Source organism: Solibacillus sp. FSL H8-0538, assembly GCF_038003525.1.
Classification (GTDB): Bacteria; Bacillota; Bacilli; order Bacillales_A; family Planococcaceae; genus JBBOPI01.
Window position 1 is genome coordinate 591,290 of sequence record NZ_JBBOPI010000001.1, and the last position, 25,664, is coordinate 616,953.

Sequence of the window (25,664 nt, forward strand, 5' to 3'; positions counted from 1 at the left end):
TTTTACGCTAAAGGGACGTTTCACTATGTAATGGAGGATGAAAATGACGAAGAAATTTAAAGTAATGACGATTTTCGGCACGCGTCCAGAAGCTATTAAAATGGCGCCTCTTGTACTAGAACTTGAAAAACACCCAGAACAAATCGAATCGATTGTAACCGTGACAGCACAGCATCGCGAAATGCTCGATCAAGTTTTGGAAACATTTAAAATTACCCCAGATTATGACTTGAATATTATGAAGGAACGTCAAACTTTAGTTGATGTAGCAACAAATGCATTACAAGGCTTAGATAAAGTGATGAAGGAAGCGAAGCCGGATATCGTACTTGTACATGGCGACACTGCCACTACATTTGTCGGGAGCTTAGCTGCATTTTATAACCAAATTGCAATCGGACATGTGGAGGCGGGTCTTCGCACAGGGCAAAAATATTCGCCTTATCCTGAAGAAATGAATCGCCAACTAACGGGTGTGATGGCCGACCTGCATTTTGCCCCAACAGAACAATCTAAAGAAAATTTATTAAAAGAAAATAAGCTAGAAGAAGCAATTTTTGTTACTGGAAATACTGCGATTGATGCATTAAAAACGACAGTTAGTGAACAATATAGTCATCCGGTGTTAGATAAAATTGGCAAGGACCGCATGATTTTATTAACGGCACATCGTCGTGAAAATTTAGGCGAACCAATGCGTAACATGTTCCGTGCCATTAAGCGTTTATTAGCTGAGCATACAGATGTACAAGTTGTGTATCCAGTGCATATGAACCCCGCAGTTCGTGAAATTGCCAAAGAAATTTTAGGGGATGATGAGCGCATTCATTTAATCGAACCGCTTGAAGTATTTGATTTCCACAATTTTGCTGCGCGTTCGTTTATGATTTTAACGGATTCAGGTGGCGTACAAGAAGAAGCGCCATCCCTTGGTAAACCTGTTTTAGTTTTACGTGATACAACAGAACGTCCTGAAGGAATTGCTGCAGGCACATTAAAGCTTGCGGGTACAGATGAAGAAACAATTTACGACATGGCCAAAGAACTACTAGAGGACGAAAAAGCCTATGCAACAATGTCTCAAGCATCCAATCCATACGGAGATGGCTTTGCATCGCAGCGAATTGTGAAAGTTTTGATTAACTTTTTTCAAACTGGTGAATAATAAAACTGTATAAAATATTTTTTTTGCATAAAAAAAGACTGTTTACAATATTTATGTAATAAATAGCGAAAATTAGCGTTTGTGAAAAATAGTGAGATTTATTGGTAGTTTTTCATACACAAATTTGTCAACAATTTGACAAGGAATTGTATCATGTGAAGTTTTTCACCTTTACTAATTGACATCAAATACCCCCTATTGTATGCTTACAAAGGGTAAGAATGATAAGGGTTTCGTATAGTCTGAAGGCGTTGAAACACTTGTTATATCAAGTTTCTACTAGATTGACAGTTGAAACTAAAACTTGTCAATTTGCAACGTTTTTCTGCGTCTGGATTAAAGTCCATAGGGCGAGGGTACTTAGTAGTGTACAATTAATTTGTCTTATTATATAAAATTATGTCGGACAAGTTAGTTATAAGCTTCGATTTAACCAAGCTTGTAGTGCATTCACTACGATTTTATTTCACGTAATGGTCGAAAGACACTTTCTTAACTCGAAAAAATGATTCAGGAGATTAATTGCCAATGCTAGATTTGCATCACATTTTCGCTATGCAGAAGAAAGCGTTATTTTTTTTGCTCGCTCTTTGTGCTTTAGGCTGGGGATTTACAACATTTGAGACACTCTTCGCTGGTATAGCCCTAGGTGCGTTCTTTGGTACGTATAACTTTTGGATATTAGTTCGACGAATGGAAAAGTTTGACCGCTCCATTAGTGAAGGGACGAAAGCACCATCTATAGGTACGGCACTCCGGTTCGGATCAGGTGTTGCGGCAGTCGCTATTGCAATTTCGTTGCCACAATATTTTCACTTAATTAGCACGGTCATTGGGCTAATGATTCCGTACGTCTTTTTATTAGTAGAAAGAATCGTACATCATGTTAACAACCATTAAGGTGCATTGGAAAGAGAGGTGAATGCAAAAATGGATCATACAGCTCCAGAACTAGATTTAGACTTAGGCTTTATGACGCTTACGTTTAACTTATCTACAGTAATGATGCTGTTAATCACTGCTGCCATTGTGTTTATAATCGCTGTTATTTCAACTCGTAAATTAGCGCTTAAGCCAACAGGTATGCAGAACTTCATGGAGTGGATTATGGACTTCGTGAAAGGTATCATTAAAAGCAATATGGATTGGAAATCAGGTGGTCGATTCCATGTACTTGGAATTACCCTAATCATGTTTATCGCAGTAGCCAATTTAGTTGGTTTACCATTCGGTGGAATTGCTTATGGACATGAATTATGGTGGAAATCACCGACAGCCGATCCAACAGTTACAATGACATTAGCGGCAATGGTTCTTGTACTTACTCAGTACTACGGCGTGAAAATGCAAGGTACAGGAGGGTATGCAAAAACTTTCTTCCAACCGATGTCATTCATGTTCCCATTAAAGATTATCGAAGAGTTTGCGAATACGTTAACTCTTGGTCTACGTCTTTACGGTAACATTTATGCTGGTGAGATTTTAATCGCGTTAATCGCAGGTTTAGCAATTTCAAGTCCAGTAGGCTTCTTTGGGGCAATTATCCCAATGATGGCATGGCAAGGATTCTCGATCTTCATCGGGTTTATCCAAGCTTTCATTTTCACTATGTTAACGATGGTTTATATGTCTCATAAAGTGAGCACAGACCATTAATTATAAATTTCCGCATTCAAAGTAGTGCGGTAATTTGAAACAAAAAAAACACACATAATCCAAGGAGGATATTAAAATGACAGGTTCATTAGGTTTATTAGCAGCAGCAATTGCAATCGGTTTAGGTGCACTAGGTGCAGGTATTGGTAACGGTCTTATCGTTTCTAAAACAGTAGAAGGTATTGCTCGTCAACCAGAAGCACGTGGCGTTCTTCAAACTACAATGTTCATCGGGGTTGCATTAGTAGAAGCATTACCGATCATCGCAGTAGTAGTAGCATTCATCGTAATGAACAAATAATCTACGGATTATTGACAAGTGGCGGAGTACATTCCATGGGAAAACCTTCGCCATTCCTTTTGTATGAATAGGATTTTCTTATTCAACAAGCTTTTTGCTAAAAGTGAAATTAAAGATTTACACACTATAGATTTTGAACTCAAAGCTCTTGAAGGGAGTGAAACAATCGTGTTATTAGATTATCTTGTACTAGGTGCTGGTGCTGAGAAGTTTAACAGTGGTGACGTATTAGCAACACTTGCGATTTTCCTACTATTAATGTTCCTTCTTAAAAAGTTCGCTTGGGGTCCTTTAATGGGAATCATGCAAGAACGTGAACAATTAGTTGCTAGTGAAATCGACGCAGCTGAAAAAGCTCGCACAGAAACTCGAGCATTACTAGAAGAACAAAAGAGCCTTCTTAAAGAAGCTCGCACAGAAGCGCAATCAATTATTGAAGGCGCTAAGAAGCAAGGTGAAGCTAGTCGTGAAGAAATCGTCACAGCTGCTCGCACTGAAGCTAACCGTCTAAAAGAATCTGCTGTTCGTGAGATCGAAACAGCGAAAGAGAAAGCAATTGCTGCTGTACGTGAAGAAGTAGTTTCACTATCAGTACTTGCTGCATCTAAAGTTCTTGGAAAAGAAATTTCTGAAGAGGACAACAGCGCATTAATTAAAGAAACGATTGCGAAGGCAGGCGAAGCAAAATGAGTCAATCGACTGTAGCTAAGCGTTATGCTCAAGCATTATTTGAACTAGCAGCAAGCCAAAACCTTCTAGTTGAAGTTGGCGCAGATTTAAAAGAGCTTACAAAAGTATTAGAAACAAGCGATGAGCTAATTTCTTTACTAAGTGCTCCAAAAATCTCAAAAACTCGCAAAAAAGAACTTGTTGCACAAATTTTCTCTGGCGCACAACCAGCTGTTGTAAACACACTTTTATTATTACTTGATAAAAAGCGTGTAAACGAAGCGGTAATTGTAGCTGAAGAATTCCAAGCATTAGCAACTGCGGCTCAAGGCGCTGCAGATGCAAAAGTTTACTCTACTCGTGAACTAACTGAAGCGGAGCGCGCAGAAATTTCAAACGCCTTCGGCAAATTAGTTGGCAAAGAGAAACTAAATATTTCAAACGAAATCGATGCGTCATTAATTGGTGGCGTACGCGTTCAAATCGGCAACTACATTTACGATAGCACTGTAGCTTCTAAGCTAGAGGGTCTAAAACGTTTGTTAGTTGGCTAAATCTTAAGAAATGTGAGAGGTGAACATACATGGGCATCAAAGCTGAAGAAATCAGCAGTCTGATTAAACAGCAGATTGAAGGTTATCAATCTGAACTACAAGTAAGCGAAGTGGGTACAGTTATCCGTATTGGTGACGGTATCGCACTAGCTCATGGCCTCGACAACGTCATGGCTGGAGAGCTGTTAGAGTTCTCTAACGGTGTTATGGGTATGGCTCAAAACCTAGAAGAAGGTAACGTAGGTATCGTTATCCTAGGTCCATACACAGACATTAAAGAAGGCGATGAAGTTCGTCGTACAGGTCGTATTATGGAAGTACCAGTTGGTGAAGAACTAATTGGTCGTGTTGTAAACTCTCTTGGTCAACCAGTAGATGGTCAAGGTCCAATCAACACTACAAAATCTCGTCCAATCGAAAGCCCAGCTTTCGGTGTAATGGCTCGTAAATCAGTACATGAACCATTACAAACGGGTATCAAAGCGATTGACGCTTTAGTACCAATCGGTCGTGGTCAACGTGAGTTAATCATCGGTGACCGTCAAACAGGTAAAACATCTGTTGCAATCGATGCTATCTTAAACCAAACTGGCGAAGACATGATTTGTATCTATGTTGCTATCGGACAAAAAGAATCAACTGTACGTGGTGTAGTTGAAACTTTACGTAAACACGGTGCATTAGATTACACAATCGTTGTTACTGCAGCTGCATCTCAACCAGCTCCACTATTATACCTAGCACCATTTGCTGGTATTTCTATGGCTGAAGAGTTCATGTTACAAGGTAAACACGTTCTTATCGTGTATGATGACTTATCTAAACAAGCATCAGCTTACCGTGAACTTTCACTATTACTAAAACGTCCTCCAGGTCGTGAAGCATATCCTGGTGACGTATTCTACTTACACAGCCGCCTACTTGAGCGTGCTGCGAAGTTAAACGAAACTTACAACTGTGGTTCTATCACAGCTTTACCATTCGTTGAGACTCAAGCTGGTGATATTTCTGCTTATATCCCAACTAACGTTATCTCAATCACTGATGGTCAAATCTTCTTACAATCTGACTTATTCAACTCAGGTGTACGTCCAGCAATTAACGCGGGTCTTTCTGTATCACGTGTAGGTGGATCTGCTCAAATTAAAGCAATGAAAAAAGTTGCCGGTACGCTACGTCTTGACTTAGCTGCATTCCGTGAGCTTGAATCATTCGCTCAATTCGGTTCAGATTTAGATAAAATTACACTTGCTAAACTTGAGCGTGGGAAACGTACGGTTGAAGTTCTTAAACAAGACCTTAACAAACCACTTAAAGTTGAAAAACAAGTTGCAATTCTATTTGCCTTAACTAAAGGCCATTTAGATGATATTCCAGTACAAGACATCGTTCGTTTCGAAGGTGAATTCTTAAGCTGGTTAGATACAAACCACACTAACGTTTTAGATCATGTTCGTACTACTAAAGAACTTGCTCCAGACGCAGAGTACGTTGCAGCTCTTACTGAGTTCAAGAAAACTTTCGCAAAATCTGAGTAAGTAGAAAAGTGCATTCATGGCCATTAACCCACGAGTAGCGATGTCGCATCCATGTGACATCGCCTCAATGACCAACAGCGTGTTGGCCTCAAGCGACCTCGGGGGGGCATAAATGCCTGAACATCTCTTTTAGTATGGCAAGAAAAAAACAAAAGGTGGTGAAATACCAGTGGTAAACTTACGCGAAATTAAAGGTCGTATTAACTCTACAAAGTCTACGAAACAAATTACAAAAGCGATGCAGATGGTTTCTTCTTCGAAATTACGTCGTGCAGAGCAAAACGCTAAAGCTTACGTTCCTTACATGGAAAAAATCCAAGACGTAGTAGGAGCTATCGCTTCAGGTACAAAAGACAGTGGGCATCCAATGCTAACTTCTCGTCCTGTTAAGAAAACTGCTTACTTAGTAATTGGTTCTGACCGTGGTCTTGCAGGTGCTTATAACTCAAGTATCCTACGTGAGGTACAACGTAATATTAACGAACGTCATAAGTCAAAAGACGAATACGTTATTTTAGCAGTTGGACGTGTTGTTCGTGATTACTTTGTAAAACGTGATCATAATGTTATCGCAGATGTTGTTGCTCTTCCGGACCAACCTACATTCGCAGATATTAAAGAAATCGCTCGTAACGCTGTTGGTATGTTCACTGAAGGTACGTATGATGAACTTTATATGTACTACAATCACTTTGTCAGCGCAATCGCTAATGAAGTGACTGAAAAAAAAGTTCTTCCGTTAACTGATCTTGCTCCTTCAAATTCAACTGCTTCTTATGAATTCGAGCCATCTGGCGAAGCAATTCTAGAAGTACTACTTCCACAATATGCGGAAAGCTTGATTTACGGTGCTTTATTAGACGGAAAAGCAAGTGAACATTCAGCACGTATGACAGCTATGAAAAACGCAACGGATAATGCGAATGATCTTATTTCGGATCTATCGTTGCAATATAACCGTGCGCGTCAAGCGGCGATTACACAAGAAATTACAGAAATCGTTGGTGGAGCTGCAGCCCTAGAATAGGCCTGCGCTTCTCCAATGTCGTATAAGAATACGATAGGAGGGTACACAGTAATGAACAAAGGACACGTTCTTCAAGTAATGGGTCCAGTAGTAGACGTAAAGTTTGCTAATGGTCAATTACCAGCTATTTATAACGCATTAACAGTTACAATCGAACGTCCAAATGAAGAACCAACTACTCTTGCATTAGAAGTAGCACTTCACTTAGGCGACGATGCTGTTCGTACGATTGCAATGTCATCTACTGATGGCTTACAACGTGGAGCAGAAGTAACAGACTCAGGAAAAGCAATCTCTGTACCAGTTGGACAAGCAACTCTAGGTCGCGTATTTAACGTACTAGGAGAAGTAATCGACTTAGGTGAAGAAATTCCAGCGGACGTTCGTCGTGATTCAATTCACCGCGAAGCACCGTCTTTCGATGAGCTTTCAACTACTGTTGAAATCCTTGAAACAGGTATCAAAGTAGTAGACTTATTAGCACCTTACATCAAAGGTGGTAAAATCGGTCTATTCGGTGGTGCAGGTGTAGGTAAAACAGTATTAATCCAAGAATTAATCAACAACATCGCACAAGAGCACGCAGGTATCTCTGTATTCGCAGGTGTAGGTGAGCGTACTCGTGAGGGTAACGACTTATTCTTCGAAATGACGGATTCAGGCGTAATCAAACAAACAGCAATGGTATTCGGTCAAATGAACGAGCCACCAGGCGCACGTATGCGTGTAGCTTTAACTGGTTTAACAATGGCAGAATATTTCCGTGATGAAGATGGTGCAGACGTACTATTATTCGTTGATAACATTTTCCGTTTCACACAAGCAGGTTCTGAGGTTTCTGCCCTATTAGGTCGTATGCCTTCTGCCGTTGGTTACCAACCAACACTTGCTACTGAAATGGGTAAATTACAAGAGCGTATCACTTCTACGACAAAAGGTTCTGTAACTTCTATCCAAGCGATCTATGTACCAGCCGATGACTATACTGACCCGGCTCCGGCTACAACTTTCGCCCACTTAGATGCAACAACTAACCTTGAGCGTAAACTTTCTGAGATGGGTATCTATCCTGCGGTAGATCCACTTGCTTCGACTTCACGTGCATTATCACCTGAAATCGTTGGTCCAGAACACTATGCAATCGCTACTAAAGTACAACGTACAATCCAACGTTACCGTGAGTTACAAGATATCATCGCCATCTTAGGTATGGATGAGTTATCTGATGAAGATAAACAAACAGTTGAACGTGCTCGTCGTATTCAATTCTTCTTATCTCAAAACTTCCACGTTGCGGAGCAATTCACTGGTCAAAAAGGTTCTTATGTACCTGTAAAAGAAACTGTTCGTTCATTCAAGGAAATCCTTGATGGCAAATGGGATCACTTACCAGAAGATGCTTTCCGTCTAGTTGGATCTATTGACGAAGTAGTTGAAAAAGCGAAAAGCATGGGCGTAGAGGTTTAATACTAGGGACGAGGAGGAAAAAATATGAAGACAGTAACAGTCAATATTGTCACTCCCGACGGCCCAGTATACGATTCTGAAGTAACAATGGTTATCGCGAAAACAACTTCAGGTGAGATTGGTGTTCTTCCAGGCCATATTCCTATGGTCGCTCCACTTGCAATTGGTGCAGTGAAGCTTAAAAAAGAAGATGGATCAACTGAACTTGCAGCTGTTGGCGGTGGTTTCATTGAAGTACGTCCAGAGAAGATTTCGATCTTAGCTCCTTCTGCAGAAGTGGCTTCAACGATCGATTTAGCTCGTGCTAAAGCAGCGGTAACGCGTGCTGAAGAACGTCTTCAAAAGAAACAAGATAACATTGATTTCAAACGTGCTGACTTATCGTTAAAACGTGCGCTGAATCGTATCAACGTTCATGAGGGTAATATCTAATTCAAATTTTCAAGCGGACAGAGCAATCTGTCCGCTTTTTTAGTAGATAAGAAAGTATAACTTTCTTATCTACATAAGTAAGGACAGCATCTCGTCCTATGTGGGGCGAGATGTGTCTTTCTAAACTAATTAGAGGAGGCATCGATCACTATGGATGTGTACACACAATTAGGCCAGCAAGCCATCGTTGGCATCGCTTCACATATTTTCTTTATTGGTATTGCATTTTATGCGTTGCAAGCTTTTCGTTTAGAGCAATTATTTAAAAAGGGAAAAACATTTCAAATTCAATTGATTTATATATTACTCAGCATTACTATCGGGGCATCTGTGTCTAATTTCTTCCTAAGCTTTTCTGGATGGTCAAAGCAGCTTCAGTATATAATTAATTAACGCCGTATTTTTATGAGGTATATGCCTTGTAGGGGGCAATAATTTGTTGTTGCTCGCTACAATGCCTATAGATTTCCCAGGGAATGAAAATTGTTTCTTCATATGACTACTGTGGGGACTTCTTTAAAAATAACAATTTTTTAAGAATGTTTGTAAATTCACCATATTTATAGAGTCTGCGTAATATAAAAGTGTAGCTAATTAATTAATTTTGCCGTAAAATAGTGATTTGGGTGCTTGAATGTAAGTATCTTTAGCTGTAACATTAGTTTTGTTTGTAAAAGTGATTGACTATTGAAATTTTAAAATAAATGCTGGACTTATAGTATTGTAAGAATCGAATTCGGAGGGACGAATTGTGGAGAAAATTATCGTTACGGGAGGCCAGACGTTAAAAGGTAACGTTCGAGTAGAAGGCGCAAAAAACGCTGTATTACCAATCCTGGCTGCATCATTGTTAGCTTCTAAAAGTGTAAATATTATTAAGGACGTTCCTAATCTAGCGGACGTATTTACTATTGGGGAAGTATTAAAAAGTTTAAATGCAAATGTTGAATATATTGTAGAAAAAAATGAAATGATGATAGATGCTACTTGTGAGTTATCAAGTGAAGCACAGTTTGAGTTCGTGAGTAAAATGCGTGCATCAATTTTAGTAATGGGCTCATTACTTGCACGTAATGGCTTTGCACGTGTTGCACTACCTGGAGGCTGCGCAATCGGCTCACGTCCAATTGAGTTACATTTAAAAGGCTTTGAGGCAATGGGCGCTGTCATTTCATTCGGTCACGGCTATGTAGAAGCAAAAGTTACAGATAAATTAAAAGGCGCTGAAATTTATTTAGATTTCCCAAGTGTTGGTGCAACGGAAAATATTATGACAGCTGCATCTTTAGCAGTGGGTACGACAATTATCGAAAACGCTGCAAAAGAACCGGAAATTGTAGATTTAGCGAATTTTATTAATGCGATGGGTGGACGCGTTATTGGCGCAGGAACAGCTACAATTCGTATTGAAGGCGTCAAAGAGTTACACGGCGCAGAACATTATATTATCCCGGATCGTATTGAAGCAGGTACATTTATGGTTGCTGCTGCAATTACACGCGGAGATGTCTTAATCGAAAACGCGCTACCAGAGCATATGACAGCTTTAATCGCAAAAATGCGTGAAATGGGCGTTGAAATTACAGAAGAGGGCGAAGGTTTACGTGTACGCGCGAACAATCCATTAAAGGCAGTTGATATTAAAACGATGCCGCATCCAGGTTTCCCAACAGATATGCAATCTCAGATGATGGCGTTAATGCTAACAGCACAAGGCACAAGCATTATTACGGAAACTGTTTTCGAAAATCGTTTTATGCACGTAGAAGAATTCCGCCGCATGAATGCTGAGGCGAAAATTGAAGGTCGCTCTGTATTTATTGAAGGAGGCAAAGAACTTCAAGGTGCAGAGGTTTCTGCAACAGACCTACGTGCAGCAGCTTCGTTAATTTTAACAGGGCTTGTCTCGAATGGAATGACACGCGTAACAAAATTACACCATTTAGACCGTGGTTATGTAGATTTCCACAAAAAACTAGCATTACTTGGTGCAGACATCGAACGTATTTACACGGATGTGGATGCAGAAGTAGAAGTAGAAGTAGAAGTAGAAGTAGAAGTAGCTACAGTAAAAGAAAAAAATCAATTTTCAGCTTAAATATAATAGAAAAGAAACCGAGATCTCGGTTTCTTTTCTATTATATACACTTAAAACGATTCTATACGTAAAAAAAGCGTGCATGCAACATCAACAATCCTCTATCCAGCTGTAACCCCTTCACATCTGCCTATAACTCATAATCCTAACCATCTCACCCGCAGGAATAAACGACTTTACAAAACATACAATACGATATGAAAAAATACATGCTACTTTTGATTATTCCGCTGTTATTTTTTTTGCCCATATTAATGTTTAAAGAAAAAGTATTGACTGACGTGTCACAACCGGCTCCTCTACCTTGTACTATTTATATAACGGTAGATCAGGCAGAACCAATTGAACTTGAAAGCTACTTAATTGGTGTTATTGCAGCAGAAATGCCGGCAAGCTTTCATATAGAGGCGCTAAAGGCACAAGCGATTGCCTCTAGAACGTATGCGATTTACAAAACAAATTATGGACAAACCCCGATTAAATCGACAACGGCTCATCAAGTTTTTTCAAGCCCTGAACAGCGTGAGGACAAGTGGTTGGCAGCCTTTCAGCAATACGAAGCGAAAATTGAGCAGGCAGTCTTACAAACGCAAGGGCAAATCATCATGTACGACGCACTACCAATTAGCGCTATGTTCCATGCATCCTCCAATCAGCTAACAGAATCCGCACAAAATTATAGTGGTTATGCAATCCCTTATTTACAGTCTGTAAAGAGCGATGAGCAACTTGACCCTGTTTCGCAGCACTTCACTTTCTCCGATCTAAATACGGCACTTCGCACGAATTTAGCAGCAAAGAATTTTCAATCCATTCGTTTACAAAAAAATAACACTAACCGCGTCAGCACGGTTCAAATCGGAACAAAATCGTGGACGGGCAGGGAGTTTCGGGATGCCTTGCAACTCCGTTCGACGAGCTTTACAGTGACACCATCGAATAGTGGCCTTACGATCGTCACAAAGGGTTACGGCCATGGGGTTGGCATGAGTCAGCACGGTGCAAATGAAATGGCTGGGAGGGGGGATACAGCAGCGCAAATCATCAAGCACTATTACCCAAAAACAAAGATTGAGCCTGCTGCTTGCCAGCCAAATGAAACAAATTCATCCAATTAAAGTGCTTAGACTAGAAAGCTACCGAAAAAATTCCAAATACTATGTTTAAAACTAGCCTCTGCTGTTTACACTGATGTCAGAGGTGATGGATATGGGAGAAGAAAAACAAGGAAAACCTTCCCAAAAAAATTGGCAACAGCGACCATGGTTTTGGCCAGCTGTTTATAGCGGAATTGCGCTCGCTATTATTGCCCTGATAATTAGCTATAATGCATTAATTGAGCGTCAGGAAGAACAACTCATGGAAGAAACGGCTGTACCGGAACAAACATTGGTAGAAACAGCTGCGCGTCAGGAAACGATGAAATATCCTTTTAAGGAAACTTACTTAGACAAAGTGACTGTGTTGCAAGATTTTTATGATATGAGTGCAGATGCTGAGACTCGTGAAAATGCATTACTTGTTTTTAAGCAAACGTTTTCGACTTCAACAGGCATTTCGCTAGCAATTAATAGCGAGCCGTTTGAAGTAGTGGCCGCAATGAGCGGAGAAGTGGCGGAAATTAAGGTTGATGAGTTTACAGGTAATTCGATTACGATCAACCATACAAACGGCATGCAAACTCGCTATAGCTCGGTTGCTGATGTGCTAGTGAAGGAAGGCGACTATGTAGGGCAAGGCGAGCAAATTGCGACATCTGCTCAAAATGAATGGAATCCTTCAGCTGGTATTCACTTGCACTTTGAAGTATTAGAAGAAGGAACGCCGGTTAATCCGCGTAATCTTCTAGCATTTTAGGAAAACAAAAATTCGCGCACCAATACATCCCTATCGTCAATAACACCGCGTCCATGCGGCATTGACGATAGGACTGACATCGTGTCAGGAGGCAAAGTGACCTCTTGGCGAGAGTGCGAATGCCTTGACAATTTAAAATAAACTCTTCCAAAAAGTTCTGAATTGCAACGGTGACTCATATCGTGAAGAAATAGCTGATTTACTACTCATCGTACTACTTAGCGACAATAGAATTGAAGGATTAGACGGCACATTCTTACATCCGATAGAGAGGGAGAGAACGTGCACGAACATATTCGGCACCGTTGTGTTCGACTGGGAGAGTTATTAATTGAGACAGGTGAAACCGTGCGAGCCCTCGCCAAAATGACAGGCTACTCGAAAAGTACAGTGCATAAGGATTTAACTGAGCGACTAGCGCAAATAAATGAGTCGCTCGCTCGCGAAGTAAAAGAAGTTTTATTGTACAATAAATCGATTCGGCATTTACGAGGTGGCGAGGCAACACGAAAGAAATGGGAGTCAAAACAAAAATAAAAAAGCATTTAGATGAATTCAAAAGTACATCTAAATGCTTTTTTATGTTCAAAATTAACGCACTTATTACTTTCAAATAGGGAAAACCCTTCCATAAAATAAGGTGTAATTCGTTATTGATTATGATAAAATGGTCAAGATGAAGAGATATAGATACGTATACATGTTTGATTTGGTAGGAAGGAGATAAAAACATGTTTTCAAAGGATATTGGGATTGATTTAGGTACAGCGAACGTACTGATTCATGTGAAAGGAAAAGGAATTGTTTTAAATGAGCCTTCCGTAGTAGCAATTGATAAAAAAACAAATAGGGTGCTAGCAGTTGGTGAAGAGGCACGTCAAATGGTAGGACGTACACCAGGCAATATTGTAGCCATCCGCCCATTAAAAGACGGTGTGATTGCGGATTTTGATATTACAGAAGCAATGCTCAAGCATTTCATAAATAAATTAAATGTAAAAGGGTTTTTATCAAAGCCACGTATTTTAATTTGCTGTCCAACAAATATTACGAGTGTCGAGCAAAAGGCCATTCGTGAAGCAGCAGAAAAATCAGGTGGTAAAAAGATCTATTTAGAAGAAGAACCAAAAGTTGCGGCAATTGGTGCAGGCATGGATATTTTCCAACCAAGCGGGAATATGGTTGTTGATATTGGTGGTGGAACGACAGATGTTGCTGTACTATCAATGGGCGATATCGTTACGAGCGAATCAATAAAAATAGCTGGTGATGTATTCGACAATGACATCTTGCAATACATAAAGAAAGAATACAAGTTACTCATCGGTGAACGTACATCAGAGGCAATTAAAATAACAATCGGTACCGTCTTCCCAGGAGGCCGCAATGATTCAATGGACATCCGTGGGCGTGACATGGTGACAGGTTTACCAAGAATAATTACCATCCAATCCGATGAAATTGAGCGTGCTTTACATGAATCTGTAGCAATGATTGTGCAATCAGCGAAAAATGTCTTAGAAAAGACACCACCGGAACTTTCTGCAGACATTATTGACCGCGGCGTTATTATTACGGGCGGCGGTGCGCTGTTACACGGGATGGATCAGCTATTAATAGAAGAACTTAAGGTGCCAGTTTTTATCGCAGAAAACCCAATGGATTGTGTCGCAATTGGTACAGGCATCATGTTAGATAATATTGATCGTGCGGCAGGTACTAAAATTTAGATTCATTCATTGGATATGGGGCTGCACGATGCAGGCCAGTCAGTCGTTGTCGTATGGATGTGACGAACTTAGGCGAACCTCCTTTTTAAAAGGAATAAATCGTCCAGACCCGTACGATTCAAAATCTAGATACATTGTTTTTTTGTGTCGATAGCGTAACGACAGAAACAAATATGCCAAGGCGAATTTGAACTAAAAATAAGAGGTGAATGGTTTGTTTAAAGGATTTTATACAGTTGCATCTGGTATGATTGCCCAACAGCGTAAAACAGAAATTTTAACAAATAATATGGCTAATGCCAATACACCTGGGTTTAAAGCAGATCAGTCCACAATTCGGTCATTCCCGGATATGCTCATGTCAGCAGTGAAGTCCACGACACTCCCAACAGAAAATGGGCTCACTCTTTCTTCAGCATCTCCAATTGGCGCATTAAATACAGGTGTTTATTTACAAGAAACACTTGCAAATTATACACAAGGCACTATATATTCAACGAACTTTTCAACAGATGTAGCGTTAATCGATACGGCCATGCCAGTAGATGCTGATTCCGGTTCAAAGGGTTCGATTTTCTTCCGTCTGGAAAATCCAAACGGGGGAGAAGCTTATACGCGTAACGGGAACTTCACATTAGATGGTCAGGGCAACTTAGTAAACAGCAACGGCTTACATGTGTTATCGGATACAGGTGAACGTATTCAGCTAGCAAACGATAACTTCCAACTAACTCCAGAGGGTGCTATTTATGATGAGAATGGCGTACAAGTTGCAACAATTGGCGTTTCCTTCTCAGCCAACCCAGACGTTTTAGTGAAGCAAGATAACGGTCTTTTCCAAACGATTGATGGGACAGTATTACCAACAGCCTATGGACAAGATGGCGTAGTATTCGCGATGCAACAAAGCTACCTAGAAGGCTCTAATGTCGATGCTGCAAGATCAATGACAGAATTAATGACAGCTTACCGAGCTTTTGAAGCAAACCAAAAAGTATTGCAAGCATACGATAAAAGTATGGACAAAGCAGTAAATGAAATCGGACGAGTATAAAATTAGACGCATAGGAGGATTTATAACATGCTCCGTACAATGTTTACAGCAACGAATACACTGTCACAATTACAAACGCAATTAGACAATATTAGTAATAATATTTCTAACAGCAATACTACCGGCTATAAAACGAAGCAAGCTAATTTTTCTGAAATGCTTTACCAACAGTACAATACTGACAAACTGGACAAAACAGTTCGCCAATCACCAGTCGGCATACGCTATGGTGTAGGTGCACAAATTAGCCAAATTCAAGCAAATCAGTCACAAGGCTCACTCCAAATGACTGATCGTGATTTAGACTTTGCTCTTACAAAAGAAAACCAATACTTCAATGTCCTGATGCCAGAAGGTGAAGGCACGCGTACGGCATACACACGTCAAGGGAACTTCTACGTTTCGCCAACCGATAATGGACAAGTAATGCTTGTTAATAGTGATGGCTACGCGGTTGCTGATTCAAGTGGGCAACCTATTTTTTTTCCTGATAATGCTACTGGCTTTACTGTAGATGCTAATGGTACATTAAACGTGAACTATGCGGACGGCGATACACTAAAAATAGAGTTAGCCATCACCGCACTTCAAAAGCCACAAGCGATGGAGCAACTTCAAGGCGGTACGTATATTGGTCTACCCGGGAACCTGCAAGAGCTTGGACTAAATGAAGCAGATATTTTAACTGATTTACAGGGCATCAACCGGTCAACAGTTGGGATTCAAATCGGTGCGCTTGAAATGTCGAACGTTGATTTATCAAAGGAAATGACAGATTTAATTGCCGCACAGCGTTCTTATCAGTTCAATACACGTGCGGTTTCGATTGCAGATCAAATGCTAGGCTTAATTAATGGCATTCGCTAGCCAGAAGTTTTAAGGGAGAACAGCTTATGACAAACGAGTTAAAAGGGAATGAACCACAATCGGAGCATGAGAACTTAGAACCGAAAAAGAAACGTAGTCGAGCACAAGAACCTTCAGACAAACCGACTCGCTGGGTACAACTCCGACTTATTCCAATCTGGCTACGTATTATTTTAGTTGCTGTCCTATTCATAGTGTCAGCAGCAATTGGGATGATCGTTGGTTATGGTTATATTGGCGATGGTGACCCAGGTGATGCACTAAAGTGGAGTACCTGGCAGCATTTACTTGATATTATTGAAGGAATAGAATAAAGCTAGCGAGCGCTCGCATGGAAGAAACGTGAGTGCTCACTTACTAGTCATTGCTTTTTAATTCGTTTTTAGTAGATAAGAAAGGACATCATCTCGCCCAATACTAGGCGAGATGTGTCTTTCTAATAAAGTATACATAATTGGGACATCATACATACAAAAAGGGGTTAGATAATATATGTTAAGCGCAGAACAAATTCAAGCAATTTTACCGCATCGTTATCCATTTTTATACGTCGACCGTATTACGGAGCTAGAGGATGGAAAACGTGCAGTTGGAATCAAAAATGTATCAATTAACGAAGACTTTTTCAATGGACATTTTCCAGGCTATCCAGTAATGCCTGGCGTACTCATTGTAGAAGCGCTCGCACAAGTTGGCGGAGTGGCTCTTTTAAATGCGGAGCAATTTAAAGGGCGTATTGTTTTTTTAACAGGCATTGATAACTGCCGCTTTAAACGACAAGTCGTACCTGGAGACCAATTAAAACTAGAAGTAGAATTCGTAAAACTTCGTGGCCAAATGGGGAAAGGACATGGGATTGCGACAGTAGACGGCGAACTTGTTTGTGAAGTTGATATTTTGTTCGCAATCGGTCCTGTTCAACCAAAGTGACGTGATTTGCATTTATTTCGTAAAGGTTATAGAATGAATGGGTTGAATATAATCATTTCAAGTACAATGAACGGAAGTTTGGCTTTAAACGTAGGAGGTTTTAAATAGATGTATAAACAACTGTCTTCCGGTGTGAAAATAAGTATTACACGATCAATCTCAACGTCGTTTGAATCATATTTAGCGAGCATTGATTGGGACGAAGAGAAATTTTCAATGGAAAATTTCATGGAAAACTGGCAAAAATATTTTACGGAAAGTGCTGCTTGGTTTGACAAAGTACCACAAGAAGTATTACTAAGTACAGAATTTCATGCTGAAATTGCGAAAAAGATGGATGAAGTGATCGCAAAGGTGTTGAGCGAAGAGCCAACAGCGAAGCAAATCGCATCAATCGACAAAATGCAAAAGCAATTAGGCACGAATTACTCATATGATTGTAAAGCAGAAGCGGCCTATGTTGAGCAACTGTTAAAAGAAAAATTAAAATAGTACCATTTAATTGTTAGGATAGTTCCTTCCGTTCTCGGGCACTCTATGAACGATCACAATTGTGATTAAGCGCTCGAAGAAAGGAGGGATTTTTTTATGTTGAAAAGCACATTCATCGCCTACATGCTAGGTACAGTTTTACTCGTTGGCTGTAATACGAACACGGACAAAGTAAATGAAGAAACACCGATGGAGGACGTTAAAAATGGCGTTAATAACGGTGTCAATGACGTTGAAAACGGTGTCAATGAAGTGATTGATGACGTTGAAAATGGTGTAAACAACAACGAAGTCGACATGAACGGTACCGACACAAACGGGACTAATGGCCAAATTAATGAAGGTACAATTAATAATGGCAACGGAGACTACCAAAATGGTGTTACCGCGCCTGATACAGGTAATAATGTAAATAATGAAGACATTATTGAAGATAAAGCTGATCGGAAAGATAAAGACAATATTGATAATCGTTAATAAAAAAATCAGAAACGTGCGATAGGCATCGTTTCTGATTTTTTTTATTGTAAAGGAAATAATAAAATTTCGCCTTGTGGAGAACAACCAACTAAGTAATTGCAACGTCTAGGTGAAAGCGCCAGCCCCTCGATTCCGATAGTGAAGGCAAAGAGCGCCTTCACTTTGAACTTGCAAGCAGCTTGTCGGGGCGAAGCAGGCGATTTAACGCTTTTATTAATGATTAAGAAAGGACATTATCGCGTCCTAATTTGGAGCGCGATATGTCCTATTAATTGTCTTTTAAGGTTGGTCGTTCCTTCATCCCATGTTCAAAGCGCTTCAGTAGCTCCTCATGTTGCAAGCCCTCTGCAAGAAGTTGTTTAAGTAATTGCTCGGCATATTTTTTGGGCTGTGGCTTCAAACGACCTTGCAATAAAACTGAAATATGATCGCCGATGTCCCGAATGGTGCTGACAACAACAGCAAACGGAGCTGGCTCATTATCAGGTGCAGTAATAACCGCACAAGCATGAAATAACTCCCCAGATTGTAACAAGCGTTGAAAGACGTCGCGGTACGTTGCTGGAATAAAAAGCTCTAAAATCCAAAGCTGATGACTATTTTCTTGGTTAATAATAATCCCATCCGTTAACGGGAATTTTTGTACACCATCTGCGGTCATCATATCAAACGACAGCATTTTAAACATCTTCATAACCGCTCCCTCCTGCAATCTTTTCCTAATTTTTAATATAACATAGAAAAATTGACAAATTAATTATTTCCATTTCGACGAAAAACGTAGTAAGATGGCGAGTTTTGTATCATTTACAAATTATGAAGAAATGTACTAATACGTCAAAAAACTCATTTCAACGTATAAATCCATTGAAATATCATCTTTCCGCTTTTGCCAATATTTATAGAAATCGCTTAAGATAAAGGCGAAGCAACGAAAGGAGGTGTCTCAATGAATCAAGTCGGATTAGTCGGTCGGACGACAAAAGATCTCGTACTTCGACAGCTATCGGACAAAAAGGCCCAAACAAGCTTCGTCGTCGCAGTCAATCGCAACTTCCGAAACAATCAAGGCGGTATCGATGCAGATTTCGTGCTATGTGTTGCATGGGGAAAATTAGCCGAAAGAATCGTTCGCTACTGTGGAAAAGGATCATTAATCGGAATAAACGGGCGACTGCATTCTAGAACGTATATAAATAAAGCTAACCAAAAAGTATACACGACAGAAGTAGTCGTCGAGGACGTCCGATTTTATTCGCTCAAGTCACGTGGAAATGATGCTACACATCAGCTCGTCACAAGTGACAACGTGCCAGAACATTTTACGCTTCCCGACAAAGAAGCGGAACTACCAATTTTACAAATTTAAAACAAGTGGGCAAGCGTGGTACATGGAATTGTTTTCGTTATGTCAAAAGATTTGAGGTGATTTACTTATCTACTGCGTGACCGCACAGTAGTTAAAACCATTCTCCTATTCCGTCATTATATGCTATCGCTTCATGATGAACGGAAAACTTACAACTGAATATGTGTAGAGAAGTAAGCAAAAATAAGAGAGTCCAGCTTCAAGGCGTAGAGGCCAGACTCTCTCTATTATTTCAACACAGTCGTATCGAGCATCATCAAATCGAATAGCTCATCATTTTGTAGCTCAGTTAACCACTGACTCGATTGAATAAGCTCCTCAGATAATGCAGATTTCATCGTAATCATCTTATCAATTTTTTCCTCGATTGTTCCGATTGTAATAAATTTATGAACTTGAACGAACTGTGTTTGTCCAATTCGGTAGGCGCGATCGGTAGCCTGATTTTCTACCGCCGGATTCCACCAACGATCCGCATGCAGCACATGATTCGCAGCTGTTAAATTCAGCCCCGTCCCACCAGCCTTTAATGACAAAAGAAAAATCGGGAACTCACCAGCTTGGAACGCTTCAACCAAACGATCGCGCTGCTGCTTGGGCATACTACCTGTTAAAAAAGGTACGTCAATATCATAAATCTCAGACAAGCAATGTTGAAGCAAATTGCCCATGCCAATATATTGCGTGAAAATCAAACATTGCTCACCATTTTCAACAATCCCTGCAGCGAGCTCAACAATACGCTTTAACTTCACAGAACGGTTCAGCATCGTCTGTGCATCATCAAAAGGCTCCTTTAAATACAAAGCTGGATGATTACATAGCTGTTTTAACTTACTCAGCATCTTTAAAATACGGCCCTTTTTTTCAAAACCGGTCATTTGCTCTAGCTGTGCAAGCGTATCTTCAATATAGCCTTCATAAAGCGCAGCCTGTTCACTCGTTAGCGCACAAAACTCCTGTATTTCCTGTTTATCCGGCAAGTTTAACATTAAATCCGGATCACGCTTCGTACGGCGCAGTAAGAACGGGCGAATTTTTGTACGTAAAATGCGCTTATGCTGTTCGGACTCGTCTCGTTCAATGGGTAAAATAAACTGCTCCTGGAATTTGCCGAAGCTACCTAGATAACCTTTATGAATAAAGTCAAAGATCGCCCATAGCTCAGAAAGACGATTTTCTACCGGCGTTCCTGTCAGTGCAATATGGTGAATGCCTTGTAGCTTGCGGATCGAACGAGATTGAAGCGTTTGCATATTTTTAATATTTTGTGCTTCATCGAGCGTCACGGTTGACCATTCGACTTGCTGTAAAAACTCAGCATCTTGTGACACGGTTCCGTACGTTGATAAAATAACGTGTGGCTTATGTTCTTTTAAATAGGTAGTGAATTCCACTTCTTTTAAGCGCTTCGAGCCGTAATGCGTATAGACATTTAACATTGGTGCAAAACGAGCAAGTTCTTTTTGCCAGTTGCCTACAACGGACGTTGGACAAATGATAATTGTCGGCTTATCCTCCTGTAGCGTCTCAATGGTATACAGTAAATACGTAATGAGCTGCACAGTTTTTCCAAGGCCCATATCATCAGCAAGACAAGCGCCAAACTTTTGCTCGCGCATAAACACTAGCCATTCAAAACCTTCCTGCTGATATGGACGGAGCTCTGCTTGCAGTAAGCTTGGCACCATCACTTTAGGCAAGCCTTGCTTATCATGTAGCTGCTCAATATACTCTTTTAAAGAATTTTGCATTTCAAAAGCGAAAAACGGGTCATCGCGTTCGGCATCTTCCTCGTCATCTTCAAGCGGTGCCGTTAACGTTTCAGGAAGCTCACGGAACAGTAATTCACGTACCGTCCAGTTTTCCTCGTCCGCTTGTTCCATTAATTCGCGCATTTCCATCATCCAGTTCGCATCAATACGGAACCATTCCGCACCAATTCGTACAAACTCACGCTTTTCTTCAACAAGCTTGCGGAACTGCTCGGCGGACATATCTTCTCCATTCATCGAGAACTGCCATTTGAACGTTAAAATATCATCTAGTCCAGCAACCTTTCTCGCAGAAGCATTGCCTGCACTCACACGGACACGCATTTTCGACTGTTTTAGTTCTTTTAACCATGCCGGCAAAATAATATCAAAGCCAAGCGCCTGTAATTTTGCTAACTCATCACGTAAAAAGCGACGTACGTGAGCATCCTTCATCGGTACATGTATAAATGTTGAAGCAGTAGGAAACATATCAGTATCCGTCAAGTCCATCAGCTCTAAGATTTGGTGCTGCAGGCTTTCAATATCTGCTGCTAAATGTACCCATTTTTCAGGTAGCGCCATTTCAAGCGGCAGTGCGCGCTTACGAATGGCAGGTGTCCAAAGCTTCGCTGAGGTAGGACCTGTGAGCACCGTTTCAAGCAGCCACATTTCTTCCATTTCCTCGGGCTCGCTTAAACGTAGTGAAACTTTAATACCATCAATGACACGTTCCGTTTGTAGCGGCCAGCCACCATTACGGAAAAATGGGATAAGCGCTGGTACATCTGCGGTTAAAATGCCTGCAGCGGCTAGCTTTTGTTCAGTCGCGACCGTTAATAATTCGGCATTGTCCATTGCAAATGTAAAACGTCCATCAGTTAGCTCGGCAAAATCCCATAGCTTTTCACTCGTCCAGTACGGCAGTGTTTGCTGAATTTGTTCAAATAGCTGCTGTGTCTCTTCGTCTGCCGCATTTGTTTGGATAAACGGATGCTTATAAGCAGGGGACAGTACTTCGAGTAGCTCTGCAGCGGTCATCGTTAGATCTCGTTCCTCAAGTGATGCTTGAAGTCCGTAAAAATTCGCTTCATATTTAAAAAATAGCGTAGGAATCCAGTTAATTGGTGGAAGAATTAAGCCTGCATCATTGACCGCCATGACAGAAAAAAGACCGGGGCGAATCGTGGTGATTTTGAGGCGTAGCGATTTTACGAATGGCATTGTCTTGTCAAATGTTTTGTTCATAACTTAAGCGCTTTACGCGTAAAACGCATCTGCACCTCCTTTATGTGAGTAGATTACTCTTTTCAATTTCCTCCTGCAATGCACGGAGTCGTTTATAATTTTGTCGTACGGCTTGAATATAATCATGCCAAAACGTCATTTTACCTGCTTTTTTAGCTGCAGACTTCATTGACCTCCAAATTCGCACAGCTTGCTTATAATTCATCCGTGATTTTTGGCCAACTTCATCCATCGCATAATAATGGTAGAGCGGCAATGTTACTTCCGGTGCTTCAGCAAGCACAACCTTCAAGCCGCATGCATCTAGGTACGAAATCGACGAAGGGTATAGCTGATGCAACGCCGCCCAGTCTGAAAAACGCTTTTTGCGAATTAAATACTCAGAAAAAGGCTGTACCCCGTACTTTCCAAAAGCCGAATAAAGCGTCAGCTCCTGTTCCTCCGTTAGCTCAATCTCTGCATACAGCTGATCAATTGAGCGCGTAAACATTTGGCGTCGCATCGGCTGTAAGATTTGCTGAATAAACTGTTCTAAATACGGCAGAACGGCTTTTAAAATTTGTGCTGAGGCCTCTATGAAAGACTGTTTTTGTGAAAAGCGCGCAATTGCAATAAATGTGTCCAAATTGTCTGGTGAAACCTTCGTTAATACTTGCTCGAGCGCTTCGTCGTTTTTAAGCATCACATAAAACAACGCAGGAATCGTGTCAATCGCAATATCCGTTTTAACCAGTCTTAGTCCTTCTAGCGCAACAAGTTCAGCCGTAATTCGCTTGTTTTCGGTAAAGACGCTCGACCAAAACAGCAAATATATATTTAGACGTAAATGAGGCACTCCTTTTTCTTGAAGGAGTAGGGTAAGCACCATGTCCTGCAATGCATCATAAAACGGATCCGTTGCGAACAAGCGTGATCTTGCCTCCAGCTCTTTGACGTAGGACGCAATCGTTTCCAATGATTTATCAACAAAATACTGGAAATAATCCGATTCGATGGGTGAACTTGTTTTAATCAAATGCGCCCACACTTTATTTAACATTGCCAACTCGATGAATAATTTATACAATGGCTGCCACTCACGTTCAAATGGCATATGACGGAGTAGCTTCGTCCGTGCTGCATCTACTAAAGAAGCAACTAAATAGCTCTCAATGCGGCGATCTTCTTTTAGTAAATGGCTAAGCACTTCATCGACCATGCGCTGCCAACTTTCGGGGCTACGATCACTCGCTAATGAATTCAGCTGCACACTTCTTTTCGCGCGCCATGTACTCGACCAGTCCTGCACCGAACCAAAATATTGATACAGAGCTAATATGACGCCTACTTGATGACGGCAAATGTCTGGTTGCGGACAACTACAGGTAATTTGCTTTCGCTTAAAATCAACTAACACGTCAGCAGCGCGTACATCTTGAACAATGGTATATAACACCGTACTAAATGGAATAAAACGATCAAATAGTATGGATTTATTACGAACAGAAAAAACTGCCCGTCGCACGAGTTCTATATCCTCACTTGAAGATGGGTGCAATTGTTGCTCGTATTTCTCGAGCTCTTGCTGAATAAACATCGCATTGTCACGCGCAATTTCGGAAATTGATAATCCCATTTCATCTCTCCTTAGAAAACTCGGCGATTACCGAGCCTTTTGACGACCGTAAAGTTTAATTGCACTTTTTAGATCGTCAATATTAAATACTTTCTGACGTTCCAAAAAAGTCGTTCCTTTCATTATACTTCGAAAACGAATCGTGCGTAAATGAGAACGACTGCATACAATTTTCGACAAACAAAAAAGCAACCATCTACTGGCTACTTTTTGTTTTCAAGCATATAATTTTTTCCATTTTATGTGATCCAATAACCCAACAATGAACTTAATTCTTGAAGTGCGAGCAGAGAAGTGAATAATCGGAAGTACTTATTACCGAAATTCACAATATTTAAGTTCCTTAGGAGGCGGCGGATATTTATATACAGTAGAAATTTATATTCCGCGATGCTGAAGTCACAAGTAAGGAACATCGCTTTTCAATGGTTTCTGGAATTAAGGCATACGAATTATGTAAATCAACATAAGTTAATTGTATGATGCATCCTTCCGGTATACACAGACACACGTTTTTCGTTTAACAGTTTTGGCAAAAGACCCATTCGAAAAAATAATAAAGTACTACAAAATGTGGTTGTTTGAAATGGAGCAAGTATGGGGAAAATAGTGAGGAAGTAAGCTCTGATTAATCAGATTTTACCGACTTTCTGATGATTCTACCAAAAAATAACACACTATTGTTCGTATTTAAAGGTATTCGTCACTTGAAAGCACTAAGCGTGCCATGGACATCTAAATTTACCTATCCTCATATACTGTGTTAAAATTAGAAAAATCAGAATATTTTAACGTTAGGAGGGATATTATGATTCACGTGCAATTCATGAAACCATTCTATACAAAAGTGTCCGGTACTAAGCTACGACTTGTTTTCGCATATCAGTACTTTTCAATTACGAAAGACGACGAGGTTTTTCACTTCATTCCCATTGAAGGTAAAGAAATGGTCGTTAATTTAAATACGATGCAAGTCGAAAATTTATCTGAAGTATTTGTTTTTCAGCGCGGCAATCGATTTATCCGCTTACCACTCTACCAGCTCCTACTCATTTCAAACGTACACGAGCATTTAATGCCAATTTTGGAGAACGCTTCATCCCACGTCCCAATGGCGCAGTTCGTACCAAATGAAATGGACGACGAAGTGCAAGAAATCATTCACGCACTGGAAGAGGAAAACCTAGCTCGCCTAATCGACGACGCCCTAACCGATCGGAACGAACTCCTTTTCAACGACCTCTTGCTTCAAAAAGCAAAGCTCAACGGAGGATATACAACGTGAACAAAGCTTACATTTAAAGCACTTTCGATTAAGTTAATCGGAAGTGCTGTTTTTTTATCGATTGAACGCACCAACA

The 25,664-nt window shown here is 40.5% G+C and carries 27 protein-coding genes; 24 read left to right on the forward strand and 3 right to left on the reverse strand.

The features are described from left to right. Positions 1–43 precede the first annotated feature (43 nt). The 22 genes from wecB to MHH87_RS02880 all read left to right on the forward strand — a co-directional run bounded on the left by wecB (position 44) and on the right by MHH87_RS02880 (position 18,314). A complete protein-coding gene (gene wecB, locus MHH87_RS02775; protein WP_340747806.1) occupies positions 44–1,165 on the forward strand; it encodes a non-hydrolyzing UDP-N-acetylglucosamine 2-epimerase in 1,122 nt (373 codons plus the stop codon). A gap of 528 nt (positions 1,166–1,693) precedes the next feature. After that, positions 1,694–2,065 carry an ATP synthase subunit I gene (locus MHH87_RS02780; protein ID WP_340747807.1) on the forward strand — a complete coding sequence of 124 codons (372 nt, stop codon included), beginning with the start codon at positions 1,694–1,696 and terminating at the stop codon, positions 2,063–2,065. A gap of 30 nt (positions 2,066–2,095) precedes the next feature. Beyond that, complete coding sequence (gene atpB / locus MHH87_RS02785) at positions 2,096–2,821, forward strand: F0F1 ATP synthase subunit A (protein ID WP_340747808.1); 726 nt, start codon at positions 2,096–2,098, stop codon at positions 2,819–2,821. A gap of 76 nt (positions 2,822–2,897) precedes the next feature. Further along, positions 2,898–3,122, forward strand: a complete 225-nt coding sequence (gene atpE / locus MHH87_RS02790) for a F0F1 ATP synthase subunit C (RefSeq protein ID WP_004269474.1) — start codon at positions 2,898–2,900, stop codon at positions 3,120–3,122. Between the two features lie 168 nt (positions 3,123–3,290). Further along, positions 3,291–3,812, forward strand: a complete 522-nt coding sequence (gene atpF / locus MHH87_RS02795) for a F0F1 ATP synthase subunit B (RefSeq protein WP_340747809.1) — start codon at positions 3,291–3,293, stop codon at positions 3,810–3,812. Next, entirely contained in the window at positions 3,809–4,345 is a 537-nt protein-coding gene (locus tag MHH87_RS02800) for a F0F1 ATP synthase subunit delta (protein WP_340747810.1), read from the forward strand. The genes atpF and MHH87_RS02800 overlap by 4 nt, the downstream gene beginning before the upstream one ends. A 29-nt stretch (positions 4,346–4,374) precedes the next feature. Then, complete coding sequence (gene atpA / locus MHH87_RS02805; RefSeq protein WP_340747811.1) at positions 4,375–5,883, forward strand: F0F1 ATP synthase subunit alpha; 1,509 nt, start codon at positions 4,375–4,377, stop codon at positions 5,881–5,883. Positions 5,884–6,052: 169 nt separating this feature from the next. Next, positions 6,053–6,910, forward strand: a complete 858-nt coding sequence (gene atpG, locus MHH87_RS02810; RefSeq protein WP_340747812.1) for an ATP synthase F1 subunit gamma — start codon at positions 6,053–6,055, stop codon at positions 6,908–6,910. Positions 6,911–6,961: 51 nt separating this feature from the next. Further along, on the forward strand, positions 6,962–8,377 hold the full coding sequence (gene atpD / locus MHH87_RS02815) for a F0F1 ATP synthase subunit beta (RefSeq protein ID WP_340747813.1): 1,416 nt from the start codon (positions 6,962–6,964) through the stop codon (positions 8,375–8,377). Between the two features lie 24 nt (positions 8,378–8,401). Beyond that, positions 8,402–8,809, forward strand: a complete 408-nt coding sequence (locus tag MHH87_RS02820; RefSeq protein WP_340747814.1) for a F0F1 ATP synthase subunit epsilon — start codon at positions 8,402–8,404, stop codon at positions 8,807–8,809. A gap of 150 nt (positions 8,810–8,959) precedes the next feature. Then, positions 8,960–9,202 carry a DUF1146 family protein gene (locus tag MHH87_RS02825; protein WP_340747815.1) on the forward strand — a complete coding sequence of 81 codons (243 nt, stop codon included), beginning with the start codon at positions 8,960–8,962 and terminating at the stop codon, positions 9,200–9,202. A gap of 358 nt (positions 9,203–9,560) precedes the next feature. Next, positions 9,561–10,907, forward strand: coding sequence for a UDP-N-acetylglucosamine 1-carboxyvinyltransferase (gene murA / locus MHH87_RS02830; RefSeq protein ID WP_340747816.1), 1,347 nt, complete (start codon positions 9,561–9,563; stop codon positions 10,905–10,907). A gap of 209 nt (positions 10,908–11,116) precedes the next feature. Then, positions 11,117–12,025, forward strand: coding sequence for a stage II sporulation protein D (gene spoIID / locus MHH87_RS02835; protein ID WP_340747817.1), 909 nt, complete (start codon positions 11,117–11,119; stop codon positions 12,023–12,025). 91 nt (positions 12,026–12,116) lie between these two features. After that, the gene (locus MHH87_RS02840; RefSeq protein WP_340747818.1) at positions 12,117–12,764 is read left to right on the forward strand and encodes a M23 family metallopeptidase; all 648 of its coding nucleotides are present in this window, start codon (positions 12,117–12,119) and stop codon (positions 12,762–12,764) included. Positions 12,765–13,046: 282 nt separating this feature from the next. Next, entirely contained in the window at positions 13,047–13,301 is a 255-nt protein-coding gene (locus MHH87_RS02845) for a sporulation transcriptional regulator SpoIIID (RefSeq protein WP_340747819.1), read from the forward strand. A gap of 194 nt (positions 13,302–13,495) precedes the next feature. Next, complete coding sequence (locus MHH87_RS02850; RefSeq protein WP_340747820.1) at positions 13,496–14,494, forward strand: rod shape-determining protein; 999 nt, start codon at positions 13,496–13,498, stop codon at positions 14,492–14,494. A gap of 214 nt (positions 14,495–14,708) precedes the next feature. After that, entirely contained in the window at positions 14,709–15,548 is an 840-nt protein-coding gene (locus MHH87_RS02855; RefSeq protein ID WP_340747821.1) for a flagellar hook-basal body protein, read from the forward strand. 27 nt (positions 15,549–15,575) lie between these two features. Continuing rightward, positions 15,576–16,415, forward strand: a complete 840-nt coding sequence (locus MHH87_RS02860) for a flagellar hook-basal body protein (RefSeq protein ID WP_340747822.1) — start codon at positions 15,576–15,578, stop codon at positions 16,413–16,415. Positions 16,416–16,441: 26 nt separating this feature from the next. Then, positions 16,442–16,729, forward strand: a complete 288-nt coding sequence (locus MHH87_RS02865; protein ID WP_340747823.1) for a DNA-directed RNA polymerase subunit beta — start codon at positions 16,442–16,444, stop codon at positions 16,727–16,729. 178 nt (positions 16,730–16,907) lie between these two features. Beyond that, complete coding sequence (fabZ, locus tag MHH87_RS02870; RefSeq protein WP_340747824.1) at positions 16,908–17,345, forward strand: 3-hydroxyacyl-ACP dehydratase FabZ; 438 nt, start codon at positions 16,908–16,910, stop codon at positions 17,343–17,345. A gap of 108 nt (positions 17,346–17,453) precedes the next feature. Then, on the forward strand, positions 17,454–17,837 hold the full coding sequence (locus tag MHH87_RS02875) for a hypothetical protein (protein WP_340747825.1): 384 nt from the start codon (positions 17,454–17,456) through the stop codon (positions 17,835–17,837). A gap of 96 nt (positions 17,838–17,933) precedes the next feature. Further along, positions 17,934–18,314, forward strand: coding sequence for a hypothetical protein (locus tag MHH87_RS02880; RefSeq protein WP_340747826.1), 381 nt, complete (start codon positions 17,934–17,936; stop codon positions 18,312–18,314). A 271-nt stretch (positions 18,315–18,585) separates the two neighbouring features. On the opposite strand, the gene MHH87_RS02885 is transcribed toward MHH87_RS02880, so the two are convergent. Then, complete coding sequence (locus MHH87_RS02885; RefSeq protein WP_340747827.1) at positions 18,586–19,011, reverse strand: YwpF family protein; 426 nt, start codon at positions 19,009–19,011, stop codon at positions 18,586–18,588. 255 nt (positions 19,012–19,266) lie between these two features. Between MHH87_RS02885 and MHH87_RS02890 the strand changes: the two genes are divergently transcribed. Continuing rightward, entirely contained in the window at positions 19,267–19,686 is a 420-nt protein-coding gene (locus MHH87_RS02890) for a single-stranded DNA-binding protein (protein ID WP_340747828.1), read from the forward strand. Positions 19,687–19,913: 227 nt separating this feature from the next. Here the strand turns inward: MHH87_RS02890 and MHH87_RS02895 are convergent, their stop codons facing one another. Next, the gene (locus MHH87_RS02895; RefSeq protein WP_340747829.1) at positions 19,914–22,688 is read right to left on the reverse strand and encodes a DEAD/DEAH box helicase; all 2,775 of its coding nucleotides are present in this window, start codon (positions 22,686–22,688) and stop codon (positions 19,914–19,916) included. A gap of 40 nt (positions 22,689–22,728) precedes the next feature. After that, complete coding sequence (locus MHH87_RS02900) at positions 22,729–24,303, reverse strand: SWIM zinc finger family protein (RefSeq protein WP_340747830.1); 1,575 nt, start codon at positions 24,301–24,303, stop codon at positions 22,729–22,731. An 808-nt stretch (positions 24,304–25,111) separates the two neighbouring features. Here MHH87_RS02900 and MHH87_RS02905 point away from each other — a divergent pair. Continuing rightward, complete coding sequence (locus MHH87_RS02905) at positions 25,112–25,588, forward strand: transcriptional regulator (RefSeq protein ID WP_340747831.1); 477 nt, start codon at positions 25,112–25,114, stop codon at positions 25,586–25,588. Positions 25,589–25,664 lie beyond the last annotated feature (76 nt).